Consider the following 26128-nt stretch of genomic DNA (forward strand, 5'->3'; position numbering starts at 1 on the left):
GGTATTCTCTCGTATATTCCTTCAAGCCAACTCTTTGGCAGTCGGCTTAAATGTCGTGAGAGCAATCATAATTATCCATTCTCAACTCTCAATTATCAATTATAAATCATTCTTCGCCCATCAGTCGTCCGCCTTTGCTCTGATATGTGGCAGCGTCGGCGTTAAACTGCTTCATGAGGCTCTCAGCCCATTTGTTGTCTATCATGTGGGCTATGTCGATGCAAGAGTTCATGACGTATAGGTGCATCATGCAGTCTTGCTGCGACTGCATAAAGCGGCTTCCGCTGAGCGAGTTGTACCAAACCATATACTGGTGTGCGTTCTTGAACACTGAGTTGATGGCCTCCTTAGCCTTTGCCTTGTTGCCCAGCAGGGCGTAAGCCTTGGCTATGTCGATACCTCCGCTGAGATAGTTCATCGGCACATTGTATGCCGGTATGACTTTCTCTGCATATGCCAGGGCCTTGGCTGCCTTGTCTTTCTTGCCCTCCTGTATCAGGTTGAGCGCAAGCTGCGCAAAGAGACGTCTGTGAGTGTAGCAAATGCGCATCACAGTTTCGTCGAGATAGATGCCCTTCTTGTCGAGACCGCCGAACTTGAAGCGTGTCATGAGGTTGGTGTAAACACGCTCGGTGTCGAAGTTCTTCATGCCCGGAGCATTTGTCGTGAACGGTGTGATGCGGTTAGCCAGACCTTCCTGTATGAAGTTGTCGCCAAGGTTCATATAGTTTTCCTGACCAACAGTGATAGCCACGTAGACAGGACGTGTCCAGTTGCATTGTGAAATCATCTCGAGCATCATCAGGTCGCCTTTGTAAAGAGCGTTCTTGCCTTTGAGCGAGATGATCATCTGATCAGGTATAGAGTCGCTCGCCATCATCATGCCGCTCTTTCTTACGGCCTCTTTGTCAATGGTCAGATACAGCGTGTCGGTAGGTATGACATGCATGTCGTCCTTGCCGTCGCGTACCCAATGCTTGAGGACGTTCTTTACTTCAAACGGATTGTCGCCCAATGTGGCCTTTGCCTCTTTCGGGTTAGTCTTATAGAAGTCGAGAATCTGCTGCTTCAGTTCGGGTACAACCTCAACATACTCGTTGGTGCCTGAGTAGTAGTCGAGTCGCGGCCATGTGATAGGCACAGAAGGAGAGTTGTAAGCCTGGCGGCACATCTGATCGATATACCAGTCGGTCTGCAGATAGCTCAGGTTGCAGACGCGTGCGTCTGTCCTTGCTCCCTCAACTTCCTGATTATACCAGAGCGGGAAAGTGTCGTTGTCGCCGTTTGTGAATATAATCGGGTTGCCCTTGTCCTGCATTGACATCAGATAGTTCTGTCCGAAGTCGCGGCATGTGTAGCGTCCGCTGCGGTCGTGGTCGTCCCATGTCTGGCTTGCCATCTGTATAGGAACGAGCAGGCAGAGGATAGACACTATTGCAGACACGGCAGTGCCGTTGATGTTGAGTCGCTTCAGAAGATCGATGATGGCTGCAACGCCAATACCGCACCAGATGGCAAAAGCATAGAACGAGCCTGCATACGCATAGTCGCGCTCGCGTGGCTGCATAGGTGTCTGGTTAAGATATATGACGATGGCCAGACCTGTCATGAAGAACAGGAAGAACACTACCCAGAACTGGCGTATGCCACGCTGTCCGCGGTAAGCCTGCCAGAACAGACCGATAAGACCGAGCAGCAGTGGCAGACAATAGAACACGTTGTGGCCCTTGTTGTCCTTCAGGTCATCAGGCAGCTTGCTCTGGTCGCCCAGACGCCAGTTGTCGAAGAACGGAATACCAGAAATCCAGTTGCCGTGCTCAAGTTCGCCGTTGCCCTGAATGTCGTTCTGACGTCCGGCAAAGTTCCACATGAAGTAGCGCCAGTACATGAAGTTGCACTGATAAGACAGGAAGAAGCGTATGTTCTCCATCTGTGTAGGCATCTTCACGGTTATAGGCTCGCCGCAGCGGTCGTAAGGCACCTGTGTGCCGTCAACTCCGCCCATCCAGCTCTCGTATGCACTAGCGTGTGCGGCATCCCACATACGCGGGAACACCATGTTCTGTGCGTAGATGTAGTCGGTCTTATAGCGAACTATGAAGTAAGAGTCTTTTTCGTCGGCAGAAGCTTTCTCCTTGCGCTGGTATATAGGTGCGCCCTGCTTCATGCGCGGCTTGCAGTATTCGCCGTCGCGGTCAAACTGTACCTGAGAGGTGTAAGCCTGTCCGAAGAGCAGCGGGCTGTCGCCATACTGGTCGCGGCTGAGGTAGCTTCCCAGCGTGAAGATGTCCTCGGGAGAGTTCTGGTCCATAGGCGGGTTGGCCGAAGACCTGATGACGATGAGGGCATAGCTTGAATATCCGATCATAAGCATAAGCATGCAGAGCAGAGCTGTGTGCTTGATGCGTGAGTTTACGAGCAGCTCCTTGCCGCGCTTCCATTTGAGTACGAACCACAGGGCTGCAAGAACTATTATGCCGATGATGAAGGCAGATATGCCGAAACCGTAGAACGGCACGCCGAGCATGGCAACAGAGAGCAGGAACGAAATATTCTCGCGCTTCTGGTTCTTGTTGTTGTAGCTCTCATAGATAGCCCATATGACGATGGCCACGAGCAGTATGATGTAGATAATCTCGCCGGTGTTGAACGGGCAGCCCAGCACGTTGACAAAAAACAGCTCGAACCATCCGCCAACCTTGATGATGCCCGGAACCACGCCGTAGAGGATGGCTGCAACAAGCACAAACGATATGAAGAGTGCTATGAGAGAACCCTTGAGGTTGGCATTGGGGAACTTGCGGTAATAGAACACCAGGACAATGGCCGGAAGACAAAGGAGGTTGAGCAGGTGGACACCGATACTCAGTCCGGTCATGTAGGTGATAAGCACCAGCCAGCGGTCGCTGTGAGGCTCGTCGGCATGGTCTTCCCATTTTAGTATGAGCCAGAACACAATGGCCGTGAACGCTGAAGAGTAGGCATAAACCTCACCCTCAACGGCACTGAACCAGAATGTGTCGCTGAATGTATATATCAATGCTCCCACAAGGCCGCTGGCTTCAATGGCAATGAGCTTGCCTGTTGTCAGCTGGCTCCAGTCTTTCAGAATAAGTTTGCGTGTCAGGTGCGTTATGGTCCAGAAGAGGAACATAATACATGTTGCGCTGAGAAGTGCGCTCATAGTGTTCACCATGAGGGCCACTTGTGACGGGTCGCTGGCAAACTGAGAGAACAGATTGGCTGTGAGCATGAAGAAAGGTGCACCGGGCGGGTGACCGATTTCTAACTTATACCCTGTTGTAATAAACTCCGGACAGTCCCAAAAACTGGCTGTCGGCTCAATGGTGCTACAATATACGAAGGCTGCAATAAAAAAAGCTAACCAGCCTAGAATATTGTCCACTAATTTAAATTGTTTCATTGAATATAACTGTTTTTTATGAATTTCAATTTTCAATAAAATACGTGCAAAGATAATGTAAATCAGAGATAAAACAAAATAAATTAATTTGTTTTAATATTATCTTGAGTTTGTGTAACTGCCTAAGGCATAACATGTTGTGTGGCTTTTGGCCCTCTGCCGCATCTCGCGGCATGTCAATATGTGCTGTGTATGCTTTATATCTATGTGCGTAACTTTTTGATATTCAATGTATTATCATATATGCACCGCTGCTCTTGGCTACACGAAAATTTCAACGCCGTAGATGATGAGCGCATATCGCAGAAATTTTCCGATTATAACGCTTATTACGGTTATGGCAACATTAGAGCGCATCAGGCCGAGTACTATTGTTATGCCTTCGCCGATGACTGGAAGAAAGGAGAAAAAGCCCATCCATGCGCCACGGCCTGCCATGAACCGTTTGGCTCTGTCGAGTTCTTTTTTGTTCACGTGCAGGTATTTTTCAATCCAGTCTATGCTTCCGAGCATGCCGATGCCATAGTTGAGCATGCTTCCGAGCACGTTGCCTATTGTGCCGTAAATAACCAGCTGCCACGGGTCGAGCCCGGCTGCAAGAAGCGCAAGCATAACCACCTCGCTGCTCAAGGGGAATATGCTGCCCGCAAGGAATGCAGATATCAGCATTCCTACATATCCGTAGTTTGTCAGAATTTCTATCAGGGAATCCATAAGTTATATGCTGTTAGTGCTAAGGTACCTGCTGTCAGGCAGCAGAACGTGATGTTTGTCAGCTTTGTATTTGTCAGTGCTATATAGTGGGCTGCCAGTATGCTCGTGCTTATTGTCATGATGCTTAACAGCGGCTTTATGTGCTGCGGTTGTAATATTATAAAGACAAAGGTTATGGCGGTCATTGTTATGAGAATCTCATAAATCATCCTGGTTCTTATCTTGTCCTTATAGCTGTTGCGCAGAAAATGGAAGCTGCCTATTGCGGCGATAATCGTGATGTAAGCAAAAGTAGCTATTACGTGATAATTGCTGAAGTCAAACTGGAATGGCGATGCAAACTGAGCTATCGACTCTATGTGGGCGAGCAGGAGGTCGGCCGTGCCGTTGAAGATGAAATATCCCGACAGAAACCAGTATGGCGCTGTTATGCCGATGAGCGACGCCAGGAGCGAACGCATGCTGAACGACATGAGGTTGGCACGCATCATTATCCATAGGAATGGTACGAAGTATAATATCTGAATGAAAAAGATGCTGGCAATGCCGATGAAGAAAAATGCATAGAACACCAAGCCTTGCGAGCGCTTGTTCTGATAGCATTTGAACAGAATAAGATATGTGGCAACAACACAAAACTGGACGACCCACACGTCTGTGGAATCGAAAAGAAAAGCAGACATGAGCGTAAGTGCCATAAACGAACAGGAAACCATACGGCTGTAGATGCGTATGAGCGAGTTGCTGTTGTTGAGCTCGACCATCAAATAGGCAGAAAGTCCGAACAACAGGAAATGAAGATACAGCTGATTTGCGATGAGGCCGCCTGCCAGCCATATCATAATTGAATAAACTGCCGTCACCGGCAGTGCGAAGCGGCTTCCCGCTATTTTGTTCTGTAATCTTTTTACCACTTCTGAAAACCTTAAATTCTTTAATTATAATGGAAATATATGTTCCAATGAGAACACATTATTATAATAATAGAAGATGGTGTGACAAAATATTGTTAAAGGATGCTTCCGTTATTTGTTAACAGTCTTCCCTTGTAACTAAGGCAGATGTAAAGCTGTTTTAACGGGCTGTTTATTTCGTTTCTGCTCATCGGGCACGAACTTATTTCAGCCTTTTCCTGTAACTACATATTTTGACACACCGTATTGACCTTCAATATTACCTTCCGTCTAGAGGTCTTGTCCTATATCACTGCGGAAGTATTTGTCCTTAAACTCAATCTTCTGAGCTTCTTCAAACGATTTCTTCAAGGCTTCTTCCTTGTCTTTTCCGTAAGAGCTTACGGCTATCACGCGTCCGCCTGCCGTAACGATATTGCCGTCTTTGATGGCTGTACCGGAGTGGAACACGATACTTCCTTCAACTTTGTCAATGCCGTTGATGGTGTAGCCCTTGGCATATTTCTCGGGATATCCGCCGCTTACAAGCATTACGCATACGGCTGCGCGCTCATCGAATTCAATTTCATGCTTGTCGAGATCGCCGTTGGCCACGCCTTCAAAGAGGTCTACGATGTCGCTCTTCAGACGCAGCATCACGCTCTCAGTCTCTGGGTCGCCCATGCGGCAGTTGTATTCGATAACCATCGGGTCGCCGTTGACGTTGATAAGACCGAAGAAGATGAAGCCCTTATAGTCGATGCCTTCTGCTGCAAGTCCGTCTACGGTCGGGCGTATGATGCGGTCTTCAACCTTCTGCATCCATTCTTTTGTTGCGAAGGGCACAGGAGTTACGCTGCCCATTCCGCCTGTGTTGAGGCCTGTGTTGTGTTCGCCTATGCGCTTGTAGTCTTTTGCCTCAGGCAGGATCTTATAGTTCTTGCCGTCTGTCAGTACAAATACTGAGCATTCGATACCGCTCAGGAACTCTTCGATTACAACATTTGCCGATGCGTTGCCGAACATTCCGTCGAGCATTTCCTTGAATTCTTTCTTGGCTTCTTCAAGTGTCGGAACAATAAGAACACCCTTGCCGGCACACAAGCCGTCGGCCTTTAGAACATATGGAGGCTGGAGCGTTTCGAGAAATTTCAGTCCTTCCTCAATGTTTGTGCCGTTGAATGTCTGGTATCTTGCTGTCGGTATGTTGTGGCGCTGCATGAATCCCTTGGCAAAATCTTTTGATCCTTCAAGAACAGCTCCCTGCTTTGACGGACCGATGACGGGGATGTTGGCTGTGCGTGCATCATTCTTGAATTCATCATAGATGCCTTTTACCAGAGGATCTTCAGGTCCTACAACAACCATGTTGATGCCTTTCTCTACGGCAAATTCCTTCAGTGATCCGAAGTCGTCAGCCTTTATGTCAACATTCTCGCCTACATTGGCTGTTCCGGCATTGCCCGGAGCAATATATAGTTTCTCAACTTTGTCGCTTTGAGCTATTTTCCATGCCAGTGCATGTTCGCGGCCGCCTCCGCCCAATAATAATATCTTCATTTTTATGATAAGATTTGTTTATCGTTTTTACTTTAGATAATCCTCAAAATATTGTGTTATTCTTTCATGCAGGTGTACGCTTTGATGACCCATCATGTTGTGTCCCTCGCCGGGATATACAAAGAAGTCGGGCTGCGTGCCTGCCTCGATGCAAGCCTTAAGGAATGAGATGGCATGCTGCGGAACTACAGTCGGGTCAACCGTGCCTATTATTATCTGCAGTTTGCCTTTCAGGTTCTTTGCTTTGTTTATCAGGCTTGTTTCTGCATAACCTTCAGGGTTGGCCTGCGGTGTGTCCATATAACGCTCGCCGTACATCACTTCATACCATTTCCAGTCGATTACCGGACCGCCTGCAACTCCTACTTTAAATACGTCGGGGTAGGTGGTCATGAGCGATGTTGTCATGAATCCGCCGAAGCTCCAGCCGTGAACTCCCATGCGTGTGGTGTCTACATAAGCAAGGCTCTTCAGATATTCTACGCCTTTGAGCTGGTCTTTCATCTCCTCTACGCCAAGGTGGCGGAATGTTGCCTGCTCAAAGTCGCGTCCGCGGTCGCACGAACCTCTGTTGTCGAGGATGAAGAGCAGATAGCCCTTCTGAGCCATATATGTTTCCCAGCTGCGGCTCGCATAGTGCCAACGTGCCTCCACGTTGCGTATGCCGGGGCCTCCGTAGACGTATACAACGGTAGGATATTTCTTGTTAGGATCAAAGCCTATCGGCTTCACCATTCTGTAATACAGGTCTGTGGTGCCGTCGGCAGCCTTGATGGTTCCACAAGAATATTCAGGTACATTGTAGCCTTTCCATGGGTCGGCAGCTGTAAAATAGTTGACGTTTTTAGCGTCGCCTGTGCTTACAATGTTTATCTTGCGCGGCACATCTGGTTCGCTGTAGTTGTCATAAAGATATTTTCCGGTGCTTGACAGAATCATCTCACAATGTCCTCCTGCGCCGCGTGTTGAAGCGTGGAAGCCTTTGCCGTTGTCAAGTAGAGTGCGCTTGCCGGTCTCTATGTTAACCATATAAAGGTTGTTCTGGATGGGGCTGCATTCTGTTGAAAGTATGATTGCACTTTTCTTCGACTCGTTGAATCCTACGAGTTCAAGTACAAGCCATTTGCCGCTTGTTATCTGCTTGAGCTGTTCGCCTTTGGTATTGAACAGATACAGATGGTTATATCCGTCTTTCTCACTCTGCAGTATGAACTTGCTGTCGTCCCAAGGCAAGAATGTGATAGGAGTTACCGGATGAACATATTTGTCGTTATGTTCCTTATAGAGAGTCTCGAGCTTGTTGCCTGTTGTTGCGTCATAGCTTACGAGCGCCATGTCAGTCTGGTCGCGGTTAAGCTCTATCATATAAACTTTCTTGCAGTCGGGGCTCCATGCTATGTTTGTGAAATAGCGGTCTGTTGGGTCGCCTGCTTTCAGATATATTGTCTTTCCTGTCTTCAGGTTATAAACGCCCACTGTAACCTTATGGCTTGTTTCGCCCGCCATAGGATATTTTATTGGCGTTTCGGTGGCTATTCTGGTGTCGATATTAACGAGCGGATAGTCGGCAACCATGCTCTGATCCATGCGGTAGAAAGCCAGACTCTGTCCGTCAGGACTCCAGAATGTGCCTTTATATATTCCGAATTCATCGCGGTGTACGCTCTGTCCGTAAACAATCTCCCTGCTTCCGTCGGTTGTCAGCTGAGTGGTTTTGCCTTCGCCGTCGGTAACAAACAGGTTGTCATCCTTTACAAAAGCAACAGCTCTTGATGCGGCGTTCCATTCTGCGTTGCTTTCGCCTTCGCAGCTCTGGCGCCATATAACCTTCTTCGACTTGAAGTCGATGAGCATGCGCTCTTTCTTGCCGTTGATCAGTACGAGTGATTTTTCGGGATAGGGGAATGAGGCATAGAACAGGTGACGGATTTTTGTGCTGTCGTCTGTTCCGGCCCATTTGTTGATGTCGTCAACAGTAAACATCACGGTCTCTTTGCCGGTTTTCTTGTTGACCAGGCTGCATTCTTCCGTGTCTGTTCTCACGAGTTGGTCACCCCACCATGTAAGATACCTGTTCTTAGGCACCATGTTATGGTAGTTCTTGCCGCCGAAGTTAAGATCTTCTAGCGTAAACTGCTTCTGGGCATTTACAGCTGTTGTTGTTAGCATCATCAGTAATGAAAATAAACCCAATTTGGCTAAAGCCGCAATATTCTTATGTTTCATAATCAAAACGTTTTACGGTGATCGCGTTTGCCTTTGTTGTCTTTGTAGCCTTTTCCGCCTTTGCGTCCGCCCCTGTCGCCGTTGTCGTCGAAGTTGCGGCCCTTGCGCTTGTCGTAGCTAAAATCCTTATGGTCGTCGAAGTCTCTGCGCTCACGGCCGCCTTTTCTGCGCTCGCGTCCGCCGTCGCCGCTGTCTTTGAACGAAATCTTGTGGAATTTGAACGTGCGGATGTCGCCTTCCTCGTTGTCATCCTCCTCTTCAATGCGCTTCTTGAACTCGCGGTTTTTCTTGAAGCGGTGCTTGTCGGCCATGGCGCGTTTCTCTTCTTCGGTCTTCAGGATGTTTCCTTCGCTTCTGAAGTCTTTCAGCTTGCCGTCAAATATCTGATATTTACGGAATTCGCACTCAAGCGAACCGTTGTAGAGAGGTATCTTTATTGATGGTTTCAGGCCTATCTGGTCGAAGCACTCCTCGCGATAACTGAGCACCCATGCATCGTTCTCTTTAAACTGATGTTTCAGTATTTCGCCTATAGTGCGGTAAGTTCCCAGCAGGTCGGGTGTAGATATTCTTTCACCATAAGGCGGGTTTGTCACCATTATAGCCTTTTCAGCAGGCTGCTTAAAGTTCTTTATGTCAGCCTGTTCTATAGTTATGCATTTTGTCATGCCGGCAGCCTTGACGTTGAGGCGCGCCTTTGTAACGGCTGCAAGGTCGATGTCATAGCCATATATATGGTGAGTAAATTCGCGCTCATTAGAGTCGTCGTTGTAAATCTGGTCGAAGAGGTCGCGGTCAAAGTCGGGCCATTTCTCGAAGGCATATTCCTTTCTGAACAGACCTGGGGCCATGTTGTGGGCTATCAGGGCAGCCTCTATGGGCAGAGTTCCCGATCCGCACATCGGGTCAACAAAGTCTGTTTCGCCTCTCCAGCCGGTCATAAGAATCATTCCGGCAGCGAGAACCTCATTGAGAGGAGCCTCGACAGACTCCTGTCTGTATCCTCTTCTGTGAAGACTTTCACCACTCGAGTCGAGCGACAGCGTACACTGGTCTTCGGCGATGTGCATGTTCAGGCGAATGTCCGGGTTGGCCACTGATATGTTAGGACGCTTTCCGAATTTTTCGCGGAACTGGTCTACTATGGCATCTTTCACCTTGTAAGACACAAATTTGGAATGTCTGAATTCCTCAGAGAACACAACCGAGTCAACCGAGAAACTCTTTTTCAGGTCGAGATACTGTGTCCAGTCTATTTTCTTTATTTCGTCATACACCTTGTCGGCCGTGTCTGCCTTGAAGTGTGCAATAGGTTTCAAAATTCTTATTGCCGTGTGCAACTGAAAGTTAGCCCGATACATCATTTCCTTGTTACCGGTGAACGACACCATGCGTCGTCCTGTCTGCACATTGTTAGCTCCAAGCTCTGTCAGCTCCTGTGCCAAAACGGGCTCCAGACCCATGAACGTTTTGGCGATGAGTTCAAATTCTTGTTCCATTATAAAGGTTTTTCTTTGTTATTTTGCGAGTGGTTGTTTTATTGGGTTAATTTGATTTTTTATATTTCCTTTTTTGCAGTTCTATGTCTTTTGGGCTACAAAGCACAGGCCTGCTGCAATCTGGTCTGACAGCAACTTGTGCAGCCGCTCTATGTTAATTCCGATATGATATGTGATTGTTCTGATATTTACCGTCGGCTTCCCATAATATCCGGGACACAAGATAGAACGCGAAAGCTCTATGATTTCTTTAAGCGTCTTGCCTGAAGGAAGCCGATCCCCGTCACGATGCCGGTGAAATAATTCCTTATGAGATTCCGGCTTTGACAGTCGTTCTGTTGTCGTGGTGAGAATCTTCGTTAAATTATCAGTGCTCATGCAATTTTTATATCTATAATTTCTGCAAAATTAATTCATTTATAATTAAAAGCCAAATTTTTTTTACTTTTATTCCGTTTGACTTTTTCATATCCGTTATATGATGTTGCATGTGGCTTGTCCGTGCGGTTTCGCGGCATGTGGCGTCATGCTGTTTAGCTTTTGTTTTTATATGTTTTGACATTGACTGGCATACAACTTGTCGGGCCGGCTTTGTCAAAAAACAGCCAAATTTGTTTTGTTCTGCTCTCAACTTGCATTATCTTTGCATGCCGAAAAGCGATGCCTATGCTTAATGTGGCATACTGTTGCATGGTTTTCAGGCTTGTTTTTGTTTTTTATTCTTATTATTTTCAGATGATATGGATTGGATACACGGCATAATAGAGAATACTCAGTTTCCTTTGTTGACGGCGTTTTTGCTTGGTCTTATAGTGGCACTTCACCCCTGTCCGCTTGCCACCAACATTGCAGCCATGGGCTATATTGCGCGCGATGTGGCTAACTGTCGCCGAGTGTTTCTTAACGGACTTTTCTACACCTTCGGCCGGATGATTGCCTATTCGGTGCTTGGCATGGTGCTTATCGTTGTTTTGCGCAACGGTGCCGACATGCTGTCGCTGGGCCACTGGTTCAGCGAGTGGGGCGAGCGTCTGCTGGCTCCGGTGCTTATAGTCATCGGATTATATTTCATGCTCGGCCATCTGATACACCGCCATGAGCATTGTCCCAATGTGCATTCACGCGGACATCGCTTCCATGGAGCCGGAGGCAGCATGGCTCTGGGGCTTCTTCTTGCCCTGTCGTTCTGTCCAGAGAGTGCCGTGGTTTATTTCGGCATGCTCATGCCTCTTTCTGTCGAGTCGCACGGCGGATTTATGCTGCCCGTAGTATTTTCTGTTGCCACAGCCATACCTACGGTGCTTATGGCCTGGGCTGTGGCTTACGGCCTTGCCGGCTTGTCGGCCATGAAGGAGCGCATGCATGTTCTTCAGCGCTGGGTCAGTGTCGGCGTTGGCGTCCTGTTTATCGGGGCAGGAGTGTTCTGCCTGTTCTTCTGATGCCTTCCGGCTGTCGGTTTTTCCGGTGTCAGCGTGTTTGGCTTCCTTCAAAGCTTATGTTTACATGCTCAAAGCCCATTGCCTTCAGCATCTGCGTAAACTGCCTTTTGGCGTTGTCCTGTGCGTTTTCTATATTTTCTTTTGTAAGGCATCTTGCCTTCATTTTTGCATAGGCGCGCTTATACATGTCGGCCCTGTCCTTGTCGCTCCATGAGCCCGACTCGAAGAACGATTTTGTGCGGGCTTCGTCTATGAAGTTCTCATCGAGCAGCTTTATCTTCGGCAAGGTTATCACGAGCGTGTCTTTGTCGGCTTTTATCCAGTCGGCCTTGGCTTCGCTCATGTCGAATCCGAGGCGCAGTGTGCCGTAGTATATTCGTATCAGCTCGTCGTCCTTAAAGAAGCCTTTCCTCACGGTGTCTATCATTTCCTCGTTTTCAATAGACAGAAACTCCCATTCGCCTATCTCTTTCATCGCCAGCACCTGTGTCGGCGTTATGTCGATTTTGTCGTCTACGTATACCGTGGCCTCGTTGCCCCTGCACGACCTGACAAGATATGCCGACGCAATGATGGCTACAAGGATGACGATGAATATTATAGATAGCTTCAGGCGTCCTATCATCAGCCACATGCTGGCCCATTTGCTCCTTTTGCGGCGGTAGTTATTATTGAATTCTTCCATTTTCGATAGTGTTATTTTCAAGAATCATCGGCAGGTCGCTGTCGGTGAATTTCTTTCTGAACGTTATGGTTATGTTCTCCTCCTTGTATCCCATTTTGGTTATCATTGGTATCAGGGCATGCGCTGCGCTCTCCTTGGCCATGTCGAGTATGCCCAGCCGCGGTATGCTGCTGATTATCGCCGCCCGTCCCTGTTTCTCGTAGTTGGCCATTTCGGCGTCGCTGAAGTTCGACCTTATCAGCGACACGTGTTTCTTTATCTCGTTGTGGTCAATGCGGCTTCCGGTCAGCTCAACCTTCGGGTCGGGCAGTATTATCTCTATCTTGTCGCCGTTGCGCCTTACGTTCTTTTCAGAGAAGTTGCCGAAGTCGATATATGCCTTCAGCGTGGCGTCTATCGGTATGGCTATCTTTCTCGTCGTGAGCGGCACGGAGAAGTCGAACTTCTGCTGCAGGAACGAGCCTTTCAGCTTCACCTGGTCGTCGTGCGTTACAATCTTGTGCACCTGATATTCTGCCGTGTACAGCTTGGCGCATTTCTTTATCTGCATCACCATGACAGGTATGGTGTCTATCTTTTCGGCTTCTCTTTTCACGGGCTTTCTGTCTGTGCATGCCGTAAGCATCATTGCCGCGAGTGCCAGATATAATATTATTGTTTTCATACTTGATTACAAAGTTAATCAAAAAAGTTATAATTACGGCGTCATTCAACCGTTATTTTTTTGCGTCTTTTATATTATTTTGATGTTAAAGCCCGTTTGTTTTTCTCATTGTGTAACCGTCAAATCAAATTTAAGGCTCGTTTAATTATTTTTATTTTGTTCTTCGTGCTATTTGCATTATCTTTGCACGAGTAATTCTTAAAATACTGAAATGAAATTAACGCACACATTGATTTTTATGGCGCTGATGTCGGTCGCCGCCGTGTCTTGCAGCGAGAAGAAACAGCCGAGCAACATCATTGCCCATAAACCTGTAAAGAAGGCGCCCTCAGCTCCTGTGAAGATGCAGAATTCTGATTATGAGGATGCCGTGAGTTGGATAGGAAGTTCTTATAATGTCAAGATAAGCCGCAGGTCAGACACCGGTCTGCCGCTGATTGTAGACGACAGCGGCAACAAGTATTACGACAACGTTATAACGCTGAGCGTCGTACGCCCTGACGGGTCAGAGTTTTTCAACCGCAAGTTCACCAAGTCTGATTTCTCGTCATATATCGGTGAAGAGTATGCCAAGAAGAGCGCCTTGCTCGGCATCGTGCTTGAGAAGGCAGACGGCGACAACCTGAAATTTGCAGCCAGTGTGGGTGCCCCCGACGTGCTCAGCGACGACTATGTGCCGCTCATCATCACTATTTCGCGTACAGGAGGAGTGAGCATTCGGAAAGACTCGCGCATCGACTCTAACAGCGATCAGCCCGACTATGAGGATGAAGGTGTATAGACTGTTGTAACATATTGATAATCAGTAGATTGTAAAAGGCCGTCTTTTAGCTCCTAAAAGACGGCCTTTTACATGCCGAAAGCATACCTTTTGCAGTGTGAAAGGTATGCTTTTGTATTTTTGCAGAATATGTATGCCGGTCTGATTGGCTATTTCCGCTGTCTGAACTCATGCGGAGTTATGTCGGTTATGCGCTTGAAGAACTTGCAGAAGAAACTCGGGTTGGGGAAGTTTAGCTCCTCGGCTATCTGCGCTATCGGTGTGTTGCCGTATCTCAGCATAATCTTTGCGTTGGTTATCAGCGCGCGGTCTATCCATTCTTTTGCCGTTATTCCGCTGGTCTCCTTAATCACAACGCCGAGATAGCGCGGCGTTACGCACATCTTGTCGGCATAGAACGACAGAGCGTGCTCCTTCTTGTTGTAGGTGCTCACCAGCTGTATAAACCTGTCGAACATCTCCCTGTTGTGGGGCTTGTTGTGTTCGTCGGTGTCGTTGTGCTTGTTTTTCAGAAACTTATAGTAGTGGATCAGCGAATATATTATCCCGTCTATAGTTTCGTCAGGACAGTCTTTCTGTCGTGCAATCTCCCATGCCGACAGAAACATCCTGTCGGCAATGTTTATGTCGCTCTGTCCTGGTGTGGCCACAAAGTTATAGGCGTTGCGGTTGTATTCGCCCGGAATTTTTCCGCTGAACACCATGTTCATCTTCTCGTTGCTTATCATCATGCCGCACATCTCGAAGTCATCCGAAAAGTGGTTCACCTGTATTATGCTCCCTCTTCCTATGAATGCTATCGAGTTTTTCTCCAGTTTATAGTCTCTCAGGTTTATCGTTATGCTGGCTTCTCCCGCCTTGATAAATGCCAGGCGGCAGTCTTCTATAATATAAGGTGTGCCTGTCTGAAGCAGGTTACTGAACAGCTTGTGTCCTGTGCGCAGCATGCCGACGTCGCGGCCTATAATCTGTAGTGCGTTTTTCTGCTCGTCGATATTTCCTAGCATGGATTTTATCTCGGAGAATGAAAAACGTTCAGGATACATGTTGTTTGTCTTCATAAAACGTATTTTTTGAGTGCAAAAATAATGAAAATGTGGAATAAAGGCAATAAAATACTCATATCTACACCTTTTTTACGATATTTTAAGTACAAAAGGGACATTTTATAGCTTTATAGGATAATACTTGTAGTGTTATTATTTGCTACCTTTGCACTGTGTTCTTTTAGTTGCCTGTATTGCATTTGTTGCTACATCTTGCAGTGGGCTTATTGGTATGAAATATTAATTATATGTGAATAACAGTGATATGAAACGTTTAATTGTTTTTATTGCGTTGGCCTTGTCGTTCGTGTCGGCCTTCTCTCAGATAACGCTCGACGAGTGCAGGGAGCTCGCCCGGGCCAATTATCCGCTCATAAAGCGTTTTCGCCTGGTTGAGCAGAGTCGCTCTTTGTCGGTGAGCAATGCCTCCAAGGCATGGCTTCCGCAGGTTTCTCTCAATGCCCGCGCCTCTTATCAGAGCGAGGTTACGCGGCTTCCGGTAGACATACCTGGCGTAGAAATCAGTCTGCTTCCTAAAGACCAGTATGATGTCAGCGTTAATGTCAGTCAGCAGATTTACGACGGCGGCAGCGTCAGCTCATCGAAGAGACTTGAAGATGCGCGCAGCGACGTGGAGCGTGAGCAGGTCAACGTGGCCATTTATGATGTCTACGAGCGCATAGATCAGCTTTATTTCGGCATATTGCTGCTTGACGAACAGATAAGGCAGGTAAGGCTTCTGCAAGACGACCTGTCGCTGAGCTATCAGGCTATAAGCGGAATGGTGCGCGGGGGAGTGGCCAACCAGACCGATCTTGACGCCGTTAAGGTGGAGCAGGTGAAGGCCGTTCAGACAGAAACGGGTCTTGTTACGTCGCGTGCCACTTATCTGAAGATGCTCTCAACATTCATCGGCAAGCCGCTATCCGGCAGCGTGAGCCTTGTCCGTCCGGCTGAGTCGGATGTTTCGGGCATGGTCAACAATCGTCCTGAACTCGCCCTTTACAGTGCGCAGAACCGTCTGCTCGACCAGAAGCTCAAGAGTCTCGACACTCATCTGCGCCCGCGTTTAGGTCTGTTCCTGCAGGGCGGCTATGGCAATCCGGCACTTAACATGCTTAAAAACGGCTTTGAGGCTTATTATAAAGTTGGCGCGACGCTTACGTGGAACTTTGGTAGTCTGTATACACGTGCCAACGATAAGCGCAAGATTGAGACCGAAAGACTCAACATACAGGCCGAGCGTGAGGCTTTTCTCTTCAATACCGGCCTGCAGAGCGAACTGCAGCGCGGCAACATAGAAAGTCTGCGCCGCCAGATCAGTCAGGACGACGAGATAATAGCCCTGCGTGAAAACATACGCTCCAAGGCTGATGTCAAGGTGGCAAACGGCATCGAAACCGTCAATGAGATGCTGCGCGACATCAATGCCGTGAGCGAGGCAAGGCTCACAAAGGCCTTTCATGAGATACAGCTTTTACAGGAAATATATAAACTTAAAAACATAAACAACTTTTAGCCGTATGAAAAAGTTTGCATTTATATTCTTGTCCGTGGCCCTTGCGGCATGTTCTTCAGGCAGTTCCGACTATGACGCCACGGGCATGTTTGAGGCCACAGAGGTGATAGTTTCTGCCGAGCAGAACGGCCGCCTGCTCTCGTTCACCGTAGAAGAGGGCGACCGCCTTCAGGCCGGCAGTCAGGTAGGACTAATCGACACCGTTCAGCTCCAGTTGCGCGCCTTGCAGCTCGGCGCCACAAAGGATGTGTATGCCACGCAGCGTCCTGACATAGAGACACAGATAGCAGCCACGCGTCAGGAACTGGCCAAGGCCGAGGCTGAGCAGCGCCGTTATGAGGCTCTGGTGAAGGACAATGCCGCCAACCGCAAGATGCTCGACGATGCAGTGAGCAACGTGCGTGTGCTGCGCCGCCGTCTTGCCGCCCGGCAGTCGTCGCTCGGCAAGAGCACAAGCAGTCTTAACAGTCAGATGACTGCCACAGAGATACAGCGCCGCGAGGTTATCGACCAGTTGCGCAAGTGTCATGTCGTGTCGCCAATAAGCGGCACGGTGCTCGAGAAGTACGCTGAGCAGGGCGAGTATGCCACAACGGGCAAGCCTCTGTTTAAGATAGCCGATGTCGTCGACATGAAACTCAGGGCTTATGTAACAGCCAGTCAGCTCAATTCGATAAAGATAGGGCAGAAAGTTAAAGTCTATGCTGATGAGGGCGAAGACAAGCGGCGTGAGTATCAGGGCGTGATAACGTGGATATCAGACAAGGCGGAGTTTACTCCAAAGACTATACAGACCCGCGACGAGCGCTCAAATCTCGTCTACGCTGTGAAGATTTCTGTAAGAAACACCGACGGTCTAATTAAAATAGGAATGTATGGCGACGTCAGGTTCTGATGCCGGGGGCATAGTATGGGCCGACGGTCTCTGCAAGAAATATGGCAAGACCGAGGCTCTCAGTCAGCTCTCATTCAGCGTTGACGAGGGCGAGATTTATGGCATCATCGGTCCCGACGGCGCCGGCAAGACCACTCTTTTCCGCATACTAACCACGTTGCTGTTGCCTGATGAGGGCAAGGCTGGCGTAGACGGACTTGATGTTGTGGCCGACTATCGCGACATACGCCGCCGCATAGGCTACATGCCGGGGCGCTTCTCGCTTTATCAGGATCTTTCGGTCGAGGAAAATCTAAAGTTCTTTGCATCTGTGTTCAATACTACCGTTGAGGAAAATTATGCCCTTGTGGCTGATATCTACCGTCAGATAGAGCCTTTCAAGGACCGCAGGGCGGGCAAGCTGTCGGGCGGAATGAAACAGAAACTTGCGCTCTGCTGCGCCCTTATCCATGCTCCGCGCGTGCTGTTCCTCGACGAACCAACAACGGGTGTCGACCCAGTGTCGCGCCGGGAGTTCTGGACCATGCTGAAAAAACTGCGAGATGAACACGGACTAACCGTGCTTGTGTCAACGCCATACATGGACGAGGCGTCGTGGTGCGACCGCATTTCGCTTATGCAGGGCGGCCGATTTATGCAGACCGACACACCTGTCGGCATTGTTGAGGCTTATGCCGACAGACTGTTTGCTGTCATGGCTGCCGACATGCACGGACTTATGACCGGACTGAAGGCATGTCCGCTCGTTGCCACTTCGTTCTCGTTCGGTGCAGCCTATCATGTTACGCTCGTGCCAGGTGCAACCCCTGACGCCCTGCGCTCGTGGCTCACGGCAAAGGGCTACGCCGAAGTCGGCATAACGGAGATAAGCCCTTCGGTTGAAGACTGCTTTATGGCATTAATGAAAACATCAGAAAAATGACAGACGAAAAAGTTATAATAGCAGAAAACCTGACAAAGCGTTTTGGCAGTTTTGTTGCCACCGACCATATATCTTTCAGCGTAAGACGCGGCGAGATATTCGGATTTCTCGGTGCCAACGGCGCCGGCAAGACCACGGCCATGCGCATGCTCTGCGGTCTGAGTCGCCCGTCGGAGGGCAGGGCTGTGGTGGCAGGCTTCGACGTTGCTTCGCAGGCAGAGCAGGTGAAGCGCCACATAGGCTATATGAGTCAGAAGTTTTCGCTCTATGACGATCTGACCGTGGCTGAGAACATGCGACTCTTCGGCGGCATATACGGCATGGGGCGCAGACAGATAGCCGAGCGTACAGCCGGCATGCTTGTCGACTTGGGGCTCGAGGGCGAGCGCAACTCTCTCGTAAAGTCATTGCCGCTCGGCTGGAAACAGAAGCTGGCTTTTGCGCTTGCCATATTCCATGAGCCGGAGATAGTGTTCCTTGATGAGCCTACGGGAGGCGTCGACCCTGTTACCAGGCGCCGCTTCTGGGAGCAGATATATCAGGCTTCCGACCGCGGAATAACTGTGTTTGTCACCACTCACTATATGGACGAGGCCGAATATTGCGACCGAATGTCAATAATGGTAGACGGAAAGATTGAGGCTCTCGACACTCCCGCTGCGCTCAAAAAGAGCTTCGGAGCCGACAGTCTGTATGATGTGTTTTTCAGTCTTGCCCGCAGGGCCAGGCGCACTTAGGGCTGGGCGGTGTCAGTATTGTTTTTCGTGTTTATGATAATTATATGATATGAGACGGTTTATTTCTTTTGTCCACAAGGAGTTTTGCCATATCCTGCGCGACTGGCGCACCATGCTTATCCTGCTGGTTTATCCCGTAGTGCTGATAGTGCTGTTCGGGTATGCCGTCACCACAGAGGTTAAGAATGTTCGCGTGGCAGTGCTCGACTTGTCTCACGACGCTGTTACGTCTAAGATTTGCGGGCATATTGCCGCCAGCCGTTATCTCGTCATGGCAGCCGCGCCTCACAGCCGTCCGGAGGTTGAAACCTTGTTCAGGCGCGGCGACATAGATGTGGCGGTGATTTTCGAGAGCGGCTTTGCCGACAATATTCGCCATGGCGGCGATGCCCGTGTGCAGATACTTGCCGACGGCAGTGAGCCTAACCAGGCTGCCGTGCGTGTTCAGTATGTCGAGCAGGTGCTTGCGGCTGCCAAGAGCGATGTCGTGGGAGATGCCGTAGGCCGTGGCTTCACGATAGTTCCCGTTACGCGCATGCTCTACAATCCGCAGCAGAAAAGCGAATACAACTTTGTGCCGGGCGTTATAGGCATGATTCTGTTGCTTATCTGCGCCATGATGAGCAGCATAGCCATAGTGCGCGAGAAGGAGAGCGGCACCATGGAGGTGCTTCTGGCGTCGCCCCTGCCGCCGGCGTGCATCATCCTTGCCAAGCTCGTTCCTTACTTCGTGATATCCTGCATAAACCTTGCGGCCATATTGCTGTTGGCTTTCTATATGCTGCATGTGCCCATGGCGGGCAGCCTGATATGCTTTCTCGGCGTAACGCTGCTCTACATACTCGTGTCGCTCACGCTCGGACTGCTCATCTCTACGCTTGTCAGCACGCAGATTGCGGCCATGATACTGTCGCTGCTGCTCATCGTGCCCACCATATACCTGTCAGGGCTCGTGTTTCCGCTCGAGAGCATGCCGGCAGTTCTGCGCGACATCTCGGCCATTGTTCCGGCGCGGTGGTATATCGATGCGGCGCGCAAGCTGATGATTCAGGGGGCAGATGCCGTTTATGTGGCTGCCGACGCTGCCGTAATGGCTGTCATGGAGGCGGTTTTGCTTGGCGTATCTCTTAAATTGTTTAAAGTAAGATTATAACTGTGTTATGGTGATAAGATATTTGATAGAGAAGGAGTTTTTGCAGATCAGGCGCAACGCCATTCTGCCCAGATTGTTTGTCATGCTGCCTCTTGTCCTGCTCATAGTGGTTCCGTTTGCCGCCAATCAGGAGATAAAGAACCTGAAGTTCTGTGTCGTCGACAACGACCACAGCTCTTTTTCGCGGCGCCTTGTGCAGAAGATAGACGCATCGGCATATTTCTCGCTGGCAGACTATTGCGGCAGTCATTCGGCAGCCATGCGCAGCATAGACGGCGGCAGTGCCGACGTGGCTGTTGAGATAGGACACGACTTTGAGCAGAATCTTGTAAAGACGGGCGTGGCAGACATTAATGTAGAGGCCAACGCCGTCAACGGCATGAAGGGCATGCTGGCTCAGGCATACATGCTTCAGATAATAGCCGACTATGCAGCGCAGCTTGGCGAGGAGCACGGCATTGACGCTTCGGGCGTGAGCCTTGCCGGAGCAGATGTCAGGCCGAGGTTTCTTTATAACGGACAGCTCGACTACAAGATGTTCATGATTCCGGCTGTTATGGCCATGCTGCTCACGCTGCTTATCGGCTTTCTGCCTGCGCTGAACATCGTCGGCGAGAAGGAGAGCGGCACGATAGAGCAGATAAACGTAACGCCGGTGGGACGGTTCAGTTTTATCTTTTCCAAGCTCATTCCTTACTGGCTCATAGGTCTGTTCATGCTTGCGTGGTCGGTGTTTCTTGCGTGGCTCATCTACGGAATGCTCCCGGCGGGCAGCATCCTGTTGCTGTTTCTCTATGCCACCTTGTTTCTGCTCATCGTGTCGAGTCTTGGTCTGATTGTGTCCAACTATTCGGCCACCATGCAGCAGGCGGCCCTGCTTATGTTCTTTTTCCTCGTGATATTCATCCTTATGAGCGGCATGCTCACGCCGGTGTCTGCCATGCCCGAGTGGGCACAACTCATCACCTATGTCAATCCGCTGCGCTATTTCATCGAGGTGTTGCGGGCGCTCTATCTTAAAGGCAGCGGCTTTGCCGACCTTCAGATGCAGTTCTTTGCCATGCTGGCTTATGCCGCCGTATCGTGGACATGGGCTATATGCAGCTACAAGAAGAGTGCGTAGACTTTTCAGCGTGGCATGCGGTACCAGGCTTTATCTTTCAGCCGCCGTTCCGCCCTGCCGCTATCGTGTTTGCTGCATCCTTTTGTTAAGGCCTTTGGATGTCTCGGCTCGATAGAACAATGGTTGATAAAATCTGTAGAGCAATAAGTATAATACTTTTTCCTAAAAACTCGTCACTCGTCACGTTTGCTTTTAACATGTTGACTGTCAATGTGTTGCAGTGTGACGAGTTGACGTCTCAACTCGTCACACTGCAGTGAAAATCCCGGTCAGCCAAAGTCACAAAAGGCATTTTTGAGATAATAATGCCATAATGTGATGAGTTGAAAATCCAACTCGTCACACTCTATCTTGTTGTGTTACAGATATTTACATGCCGATGTGATGAGTGATGAGTTTTTCAGAAAAACTTTTTTGTTTTTCTCCGCATGTGTCCTTTCCTGATTTCGGTTGACTTCAAACCGTTCTTTCCCTGATTAAGGTTGACTCCGGTTAAACTTATAACTGTTATTGGTTGACAAAGTCATTAAAAATTTTGGTTTAATGCCGTGTTGTGAATATCAGATTTTTATGACATTATCATCATTACCCCACGTTCTTGTCATATTGCTATTTATCCAAACAACGCTCCTCATTTTTCCAATATGTCCCCTTTTGCATCCTGATATGCCATGTTTCACATCGCAATATGCCGTTTTTCGCACGGCAAAAGGTGGCATATCGCATAATCTTACCCTTGTTTTACTGGAATATGCTCTTTGAGGTCATGGTGACCTGTTTATAACGGAAATCACGACAGAGTCTTAATCCTTGTTTTACTGGAATATGCTCTTTGAGACATATAGGTTAGAGGACTTTATACCTGGGTACTAATAGTCTTAATCCTTGTTTTACTGGAATATGCTCTTTGAGATTACTTAGATGTAAACGGAGTGACACTGACGATAAATGTCTTAATCCTTGTTTTACTGGAATATGCTCTTTGAGCCAGGCAGGAACTATGATTGTCGTCTCGTTAAATAGAGGTCTTAATCCTTGTTTTACTGGAATATGCTCTTTGAGCCCTAAAGTAGTACTAACAAAAAACAAAAGTCTTAATCCTTGTTTTACTGGAATATGCTCTTTGAGTGGACTCTCCTAAGAAACGGAGCGTTTGAGAAGTACGAGTCTTAATCCTTGTTTTACTGGAATATGCTCTTTGAGAAGATACATTAGGACTCGTAAAAATAGGATATAGAGAGTCTTAATCCTTGTTTTACTGGAATATGCTCTTTGAGATGGCATAACATTGAAAGATATTTATATCACAATGAGTCTTAATCCTTGTTTTACTGGAATATGCTCTTTGAGACTCAATATATTACTGTTATGAAATATTTTATATCGTCTTAATCCTTGTTTTACTGGAATATGCTCTTTGAGTTTGTTAAAAGAGGCATTAAGCGAATTTGATTCTAAGTCTTAATCCTTGTTTTATTGGAATATGCTCTTTGAGATTTAGTAAAGTCAAGGACACTACAGCCACTCTTATACCAGTCTTAATCCTTGTTTTACTGGAATATATTTGTAGTATGTATTAAGTACTTGGTATACAATGAAATATGAATGTTAATGTAAAAATGTCAAAGAACGCTTTGTTATAATCAGAACAACAATATTCAGAATTGTTGTTATAGCATTACATAATGTAAAAATCATCAACGACAAACAAGTTCTTTTTTGCCCGTGTAATGGCTGTGTACATCCATTGGTAGACGAATGGCTTAGGCTGTAAGGCAAAGTTTCTGGGTATGTCGAGATAAACGTTGTTCCATTCGCCTCCCTGTGATTTGTGGCATGTTATGGCATATCCGTAGACACAGCGGAGAGCATTAAGATAAGGGTCGGACATCATTCTGCTCCTGAATGTGTCGGAGTTTTGTTTTATGCCTTCCTTTTTCATTCTTATGTAGAAGTCGATGAACAGTTCCTTTTGCTGCTCTTGCGACAGGTTTATCTGGTTTGAATATATAATGTCGGTGATGATAAGTTGTGAGTAAGCTTTGTTTGTGAACAGTTCCGTTACAGACACTGTTAGGAATGTAAGTCCCGCCCGTCTTATCACGGTGTCGCCAATCTCAGTTATCTTTACGAGGTCGCCGTTCATAAGTCCTGATATGCAGTTGTTCTGGGTGACAAGCAGAAGGTCGTCTGTGGCAAGGGTAAGTTTGTTTATGCCCAGAGCCGGCCTGATGATGTTTGTCAGGATGTCGCATTGTCTGTTTGTGGTGCATATAAGTGTAGACGCATTGTATCCGTGGGCTTTCAGGTCTTTGATGTAAAGCTGGATAAGCTCAGCCTGACTGCCGAGCATGCGTATGTTCTTGCAGCCTTTAAGAGGAAACTTAGCCCATTTCCACGGCTGAGGGTTAAAGTATAGCTTCCTGAGCTTTTGTGACGCCAGCACAATGTCGTTGTCCTTGTTCTGTCTTACTACCTCCGTAAGTTCGGCTTCTTCAACACTGATGTTGAATGTACTTTTCATGTAAGTTCCGGTCAGGGCGGGCGATGTCTTTTGGCTTATTGGCGGCAGCTGGCAAGTGTCTCCCACGAAGACAAATTTGCCATTTATGTCGTATTCGAGAAGGTCGTGCAGCAGGCGGCCGCTGCCGAACATAGCCTGGCTCGAAGTCTTGTCGGGCACGTCAGAAATCATTGAAGCCTCGTCGACAATATAGATGTGTGCAGTATTGGTGTTGTTGGCTTTTGTAACCTCGAATTTAAGCATCAGCTGTCCCGACTTGTCTGTTCCGGTTTTCTCTCTGTCTTCAACAATGGTTTCAAGATCCTGATTAAAGTCGCTGTATTTATAAATCAGTCCGTGCACGGTGGTGGTGGCGTCGCCCGTAATGTTGTTCATTATCTTGGCGGCACGGCCGGTAGACGCAACCATGTGGTAAGGAGTGTTGAATTTTTTCAGCTCGCCGATAAGCGACTTTATCAGTGTTGTCTTACCGGTTCCGGCATAGCCTTTTAATATGAATACACGTTTCTGTGAACTCCTGACAAAATCAATAAGGCGAAACAGGGCGCGTTGTTGTCCTTCACGCAGCGTTATGTTGTTTTTACTCATATTTTCTGAACCGCTTAAAGTGAAATTCTATTTTCTTTGATCCGTCGCTCATTTCCTCAGTTATTCTGTATGATGTGGATGCTACACATGTAATGCCGTGGCTTTGCAGCTTTCTTACAATATTGAATGTGAGATTCATCTCTCCCATGACATGCACTGTAACTTCACGGTCTTTTGCCTTTTCTAATATTTCTGTTACATACTTGTCTGCTATTTCAGATATTTTGTTTTCGTCTTCCAGCGGATCGATGTTTGGGAACGGCATGTCCATGCATTCACCGTAAGCCTTTGCTGCGTCAAGCTGCTCTCTGCTCCATTTTGCTGACGGATGGTTAGACAGATTGATAAACAGGCGTGGCCTTTCCTGTTCTGCCGTTTCTTGGGCTTTGGGCTTTGGAACGTTAAGAATATTGATCATGGCAGTGATACACTCGTCAATGTTTTTTCTTAATTTGTTCGGCGCAACGGGGTTGTTCCTCATACCCGCATGATTGAAGTCGTTGCGCATTTCTTCGAGAGCCTTATATTTGCTCAAAAAAGTGTCATCAACGATATATCCGTCAGACGCTATGATGTCTACAAGTTTTTCAAAATCCTTGTCATTAGAACTTATATACTCATGCTCTTTTTTCTTACGGCGCATGTCGGCTTTGATGATTGCCTTGTTGGCTATTTCACGTTTGTGACTGTCGTTTATAGGTATTCCGTATCTTTCACAGAAAAACGTAGTTATTCCTTCTTTTAGCATGGTTACGGCAGCCTGATACTGCCCTTTGTCGAAGCACCATCTTGCTGCCATGATGCAGTTTTTAGCCGTCTTTTCTGTCGTAAATGCTGTCATGGATAGTTTTATCTTGTCGAGCAAAGGATTTAATGGCTGTATGAATGTTGTTTCGGGCATGTCTGTCATATTATCCAGTGTTGCAGGACAATATACGTCTAAGCCCCTGCAGAATTTCATGCTGTCGACAAACTGCTGTAAGCCGCCTGTAAATCTTTTTAGCGCCTTGGCGTTATTCTTAAGACTTTCATCAATCTTATTTTGTTCATCAGGATTTTGACTATGTGCAAGTTTGAGTACATGTGATGTCTTTTTCTCACAAAGATATTTTAGGCCGTTAACGTCTCCGTTTGATAGAAAATTAGCGGCAGCAAAAGTCCAGTCCTGAAGAATGCTTAGAGGCAAGAGGTCTACTATAGGGGCTTTGTTTTCTGCATGGTCAAGTGCTTCATAGTTACCGTAAGATATGGCAGCCACGTTGACCTTCTTCATGAATTTTGCATAGTTGCTAAGCACAAGGATAAGCATCGGCAAGTATCTGAAACTGTGGGTGAGGTCGACATATAACTCATCGCCTTCTTCAAGAATGTTGTACACAGTGTTGAATATATTCCATGTTTCGCCTTCGTTCTTGCCGTCGTCAATCCTTACTTCTTCTGTCTTTGCAGGAAGAGACATATCCTCTATTATATGTTTTAGTCCGGCATAATCTTCGTGTTCTCCGGTAATTTTGTTACATTTCTGATTATCGGCAATATCCCAGTTCTCGGTTTTAGCCCTGTCTGTCAATAAGATGAACACCCGGTCGTTGTCGGTCCATGATTTAACATTGTGGTATTCAATCAGGGCTTGTTGGATAAAGCGCGTTTCAGATGAAACGAACGTGTCTTTACAGTATTTGCATTTCTTATAGAAACCTGTTCCGAGAACTGATATAAAAACTCTTCTTGCCATG

The 26128-nt window shown here is 47.7% G+C and carries 19 protein-coding genes and 1 pseudogene; 8 read left to right on the plus strand and 12 right to left on the minus strand.

Annotated features, from left to right (window positions below; all coding sequences use genetic code 11):
• Positions 1-106 precede the first annotated feature (106 nt).
• The 7 genes and pseudogenes from ACZMIG_RS09060 to ACZMIG_RS09090 all read right to left on the minus strand — a co-directional run.
• A complete protein-coding gene (locus ACZMIG_RS09060; protein WP_487889446.1) occupies positions 107-3424 on the minus strand; it encodes a DUF2723 domain-containing protein in 3318 nt (1105 codons plus the stop codon).
• A gap of 261 nt (positions 3425-3685) precedes the next feature.
• Positions 3686-4138 carry a YqaA family protein gene (locus tag ACZMIG_RS09065; protein ID WP_487889447.1) on the minus strand — a complete coding sequence of 151 codons (453 nt, stop codon included), beginning with the start codon at positions 4136-4138 and terminating at the stop codon, positions 3686-3688.
• Positions 4126-5052 (minus strand): hypothetical protein, encoded by a 927-nt coding sequence (locus ACZMIG_RS09070; RefSeq protein ID WP_021854696.1) that lies wholly within the window; start codon positions 5050-5052, stop codon positions 4126-4128. The genes ACZMIG_RS09065 and ACZMIG_RS09070 overlap by 13 nt, the downstream gene beginning before the upstream one ends.
• A 270-nt stretch (positions 5053-5322) precedes the next feature.
• A complete protein-coding gene (gene purD / locus ACZMIG_RS09075) occupies positions 5323-6591 on the minus strand; it encodes a phosphoribosylamine--glycine ligase (protein WP_487889448.1) in 1269 nt (422 codons plus the stop codon).
• A gap of 27 nt (positions 6592-6618) precedes the next feature.
• Entirely contained in the window at positions 6619-8817 is a 2199-nt protein-coding gene (locus ACZMIG_RS09080) for a S9 family peptidase (protein ID WP_418874195.1), read from the minus strand.
• A 2-nt stretch (positions 8818-8819) separates the two neighbouring features.
• Positions 8820-10316 (minus strand): THUMP domain-containing class I SAM-dependent RNA methyltransferase, encoded by a 1497-nt coding sequence (locus ACZMIG_RS09085; RefSeq protein WP_021854700.1) that lies wholly within the window; start codon positions 10314-10316, stop codon positions 8820-8822.
• A gap of 99 nt (positions 10317-10415) precedes the next feature.
• Positions 10416-10694 (minus strand): annotated as a pseudogene (locus ACZMIG_RS09090) (serine acetyltransferase); the annotation flags it as partial.
• A gap of 362 nt (positions 10695-11056) precedes the next feature.
• On the opposite strand from ACZMIG_RS09090, the gene ACZMIG_RS09095 reads away from it, so the two are divergent.
• Positions 11057-11755, plus strand: a complete 699-nt coding sequence (locus ACZMIG_RS09095) for an aromatic aminobenezylarsenical efflux permease ArsG family transporter (protein WP_487889449.1) — start codon at positions 11057-11059, stop codon at positions 11753-11755.
• A gap of 28 nt (positions 11756-11783) precedes the next feature.
• On the opposite strand, the gene ACZMIG_RS09100 is transcribed toward ACZMIG_RS09095, so the two are convergent.
• Positions 11784-12440 (minus strand): DUF4230 domain-containing protein, encoded by a 657-nt coding sequence (locus ACZMIG_RS09100; protein ID WP_302432994.1) that lies wholly within the window; start codon positions 12438-12440, stop codon positions 11784-11786.
• Positions 12424-13104 carry a DUF4230 domain-containing protein gene (locus ACZMIG_RS09105; protein WP_021854706.1) on the minus strand — a complete coding sequence of 227 codons (681 nt, stop codon included), beginning with the start codon at positions 13102-13104 and terminating at the stop codon, positions 12424-12426. The genes ACZMIG_RS09100 and ACZMIG_RS09105 overlap by 17 nt, the downstream gene beginning before the upstream one ends.
• 211 nt (positions 13105-13315) lie before the next feature.
• Between ACZMIG_RS09105 and ACZMIG_RS09110 the strand changes: the two genes are divergently transcribed.
• Positions 13316-13885 carry a DUF4738 domain-containing protein gene (locus tag ACZMIG_RS09110; RefSeq protein ID WP_021854707.1) on the plus strand — a complete coding sequence of 190 codons (570 nt, stop codon included), beginning with the start codon at positions 13316-13318 and terminating at the stop codon, positions 13883-13885.
• A gap of 149 nt (positions 13886-14034) precedes the next feature.
• Here the strand turns inward: ACZMIG_RS09110 and ACZMIG_RS09115 are convergent, their stop codons facing one another.
• Positions 14035-14946, minus strand: a complete 912-nt coding sequence (locus ACZMIG_RS09115; protein WP_302432995.1) for an AraC family transcriptional regulator — start codon at positions 14944-14946, stop codon at positions 14035-14037.
• Between the two features lie 250 nt (positions 14947-15196).
• Here ACZMIG_RS09115 and ACZMIG_RS09120 point away from each other — a divergent pair, with 250 nt between their 5' ends.
• From ACZMIG_RS09120 to ACZMIG_RS09145, 6 genes are read left to right on the plus strand one after another with little or no spacing between them, the layout of a single operon-like run.
• The gene (locus tag ACZMIG_RS09120) at positions 15197-16450 is read left to right on the plus strand and encodes a TolC family protein (RefSeq protein ID WP_487889450.1); all 1254 of its coding nucleotides are present in this window, start codon (positions 15197-15199) and stop codon (positions 16448-16450) included.
• A gap of 4 nt (positions 16451-16454) precedes the next feature.
• The gene (locus tag ACZMIG_RS09125) at positions 16455-17345 is read left to right on the plus strand and encodes an HlyD family secretion protein (protein ID WP_487889451.1); all 891 of its coding nucleotides are present in this window, start codon (positions 16455-16457) and stop codon (positions 17343-17345) included.
• A complete protein-coding gene (locus ACZMIG_RS09130) occupies positions 17326-18267 on the plus strand; it encodes an ABC transporter ATP-binding protein (RefSeq protein ID WP_302023339.1) in 942 nt (313 codons plus the stop codon). The genes ACZMIG_RS09125 and ACZMIG_RS09130 overlap by 20 nt, the downstream gene beginning before the upstream one ends.
• On the plus strand, positions 18264-19004 hold the full coding sequence (locus ACZMIG_RS09135; protein WP_487889452.1) for an ABC transporter ATP-binding protein: 741 nt from the start codon (positions 18264-18266) through the stop codon (positions 19002-19004). The genes ACZMIG_RS09130 and ACZMIG_RS09135 overlap by 4 nt, the downstream gene beginning before the upstream one ends.
• Positions 19005-19053: 49 nt before the next feature.
• Positions 19054-20157: an ABC transporter permease gene (locus ACZMIG_RS09140; protein WP_487889453.1), complete on the plus strand. Its 1104-nt coding sequence runs from the start codon at positions 19054-19056 to the stop codon at positions 20155-20157.
• 10 nt (positions 20158-20167) lie between these two features.
• Positions 20168-21280 (plus strand): ABC transporter permease, encoded by a 1113-nt coding sequence (locus ACZMIG_RS09145; protein ID WP_487889474.1) that lies wholly within the window; start codon positions 20168-20170, stop codon positions 21278-21280.
• Positions 21281-22958: 1678 nt separating this feature from the next.
• Here ACZMIG_RS09145 and ACZMIG_RS09150 read toward each other — a convergent pair.
• Together ACZMIG_RS09150 and csx2 are read right to left on the minus strand one after the other, a co-directional pair.
• Positions 22959-24392, minus strand: a complete 1434-nt coding sequence (locus tag ACZMIG_RS09150; RefSeq protein ID WP_487889454.1) for an ATP-dependent DNA helicase — start codon at positions 24390-24392, stop codon at positions 22959-22961.
• On the minus strand, positions 24385-26127 hold the full coding sequence (gene csx2 / locus ACZMIG_RS09155) for a TIGR02221 family CRISPR-associated protein (protein WP_487889455.1): 1743 nt from the start codon (positions 26125-26127) through the stop codon (positions 24385-24387). Before csx2 ends, ACZMIG_RS09150 begins: the two co-directional genes overlap by 8 nt.
• Between the last annotated feature and the right edge of the window lies 1 nt (position 26128).

This window comes from Xylanibacter sp. (assembly GCF_057607445.1).

Excerpts from the sequence above, each read along its gene's own strand:
- ACZMIG_RS09110 (WP_021854707.1), top strand. The coding sequence starts at position 13,316 with ATGAAATTAACGCACACATTGATTTTTATGGCGCTGATGTCGGTCGCC.
- ACZMIG_RS09125 (WP_487889451.1), top strand. The coding sequence starts at position 16,455 with ATGAAAAAGTTTGCATTTATATTCTTGTCCGTGGCCCTTGCGGCATGT.
- ACZMIG_RS09130 (WP_302023339.1), top strand. The coding sequence starts at position 17,326 with ATGGCGACGTCAGGTTCTGATGCCGGGGGCATAGTATGGGCCGACGGT.
- ACZMIG_RS09100 (WP_302432994.1), bottom strand. The coding sequence starts at position 12,440 with ATGGAAGAATTCAATAATAACTACCGCCGCAAAAGGAGCAAATGGGCC.
- ACZMIG_RS09150 (WP_487889454.1), bottom strand. The coding sequence starts at position 24,392 with ATGAGTAAAAACAACATAACGCTGCGTGAAGGACAACAACGCGCCCTG.
- csx2 (WP_487889455.1), bottom strand. The coding sequence starts at position 26,127 with ATGGCAAGAAGAGTTTTTATATCAGTTCTCGGAACAGGTTTCTATAAG.
- ACZMIG_RS09105 (WP_021854706.1), bottom strand. The coding sequence starts at position 13,104 with ATGAAAACAATAATATTATATCTGGCACTCGCGGCAATGATGCTTACG.
- ACZMIG_RS09080 (WP_418874195.1), bottom strand. The coding sequence starts at position 8,817 with ATGAAACATAAGAATATTGCGGCTTTAGCCAAATTGGGTTTATTTTCA.
- ACZMIG_RS09060 (WP_487889446.1), bottom strand. The coding sequence starts at position 3,424 with ATGAAACAATTTAAATTAGTGGACAATATTCTAGGCTGGTTAGCTTTT.
- ACZMIG_RS09095 (WP_487889449.1), top strand. The coding sequence starts at position 11,057 with ATGGATTGGATACACGGCATAATAGAGAATACTCAGTTTCCTTTGTTG.
- ACZMIG_RS09065 (WP_487889447.1), bottom strand. The coding sequence starts at position 4,138 with ATGGATTCCCTGATAGAAATTCTGACAAACTACGGATATGTAGGAATG.
- ACZMIG_RS09115 (WP_302432995.1), bottom strand. The coding sequence starts at position 14,946 with ATGAAGACAAACAACATGTATCCTGAACGTTTTTCATTCTCCGAGATA.
- ACZMIG_RS09085 (WP_021854700.1), bottom strand. The coding sequence starts at position 10,316 with ATGGAACAAGAATTTGAACTCATCGCCAAAACGTTCATGGGTCTGGAG.
- ACZMIG_RS09140 (WP_487889453.1), top strand. The coding sequence starts at position 19,054 with ATGAGACGGTTTATTTCTTTTGTCCACAAGGAGTTTTGCCATATCCTG.
- ACZMIG_RS09135 (WP_487889452.1), top strand. The coding sequence starts at position 18,264 with ATGACAGACGAAAAAGTTATAATAGCAGAAAACCTGACAAAGCGTTTT.
- ACZMIG_RS09120 (WP_487889450.1), top strand. The coding sequence starts at position 15,197 with ATGAAACGTTTAATTGTTTTTATTGCGTTGGCCTTGTCGTTCGTGTCG.
- purD (WP_487889448.1), bottom strand. The coding sequence starts at position 6,591 with ATGAAGATATTATTATTGGGCGGAGGCGGCCGCGAACATGCACTGGCA.